The sequence below is a fragment of the Pseudoalteromonas sp. 20-92 genome, assembly GCF_030847595.1.
In the GTDB taxonomy this organism is placed as follows: domain Bacteria; phylum Pseudomonadota; class Gammaproteobacteria; order Enterobacterales; family Alteromonadaceae; genus Pseudoalteromonas; species Pseudoalteromonas fuliginea.
Window position 1 is genome coordinate 1 of sequence record NZ_JANJGQ010000091.1, and the last position, 312, is coordinate 312.

Sequence of the window (312 nt, forward strand, 5' to 3'; positions counted from 1 at the left end):
GTGTCGCTTGTTCAATGTGATTGATGATTTCAATCGCGAAGGACTCACAATAGATGCTGACTTATCACTCCCCGCTGAGCGTGTTATCCGCTCACTCAATCAAATTATAGAATGGCGTGGTAAGCCAAAAGCTATCAGGTGTGACAATGGGCCTGAATATATTAGCCATAAATTAGCAGAGTGGGCGTTAAATAATAATATTGAATTACGATTTATTCAACCAGGTAACCCGCAACAAAATGCTTATGTAGAGCGGTTTAATCGCACGGTTAGGTATGACTGGCTAAGTCATTATATTTACAGTGATATTAG

1 protein-coding gene is annotated in these 312 nt (G+C 39.7%); it reads left to right on the forward strand.

The features are described 5' to 3' along the window. Window positions 1-312 (forward strand): DDE-type integrase/transposase/recombinase (locus NRL14_RS20865; RefSeq protein ID WP_306725527.1); only part of this gene is annotated, 312 nt, incomplete at both ends.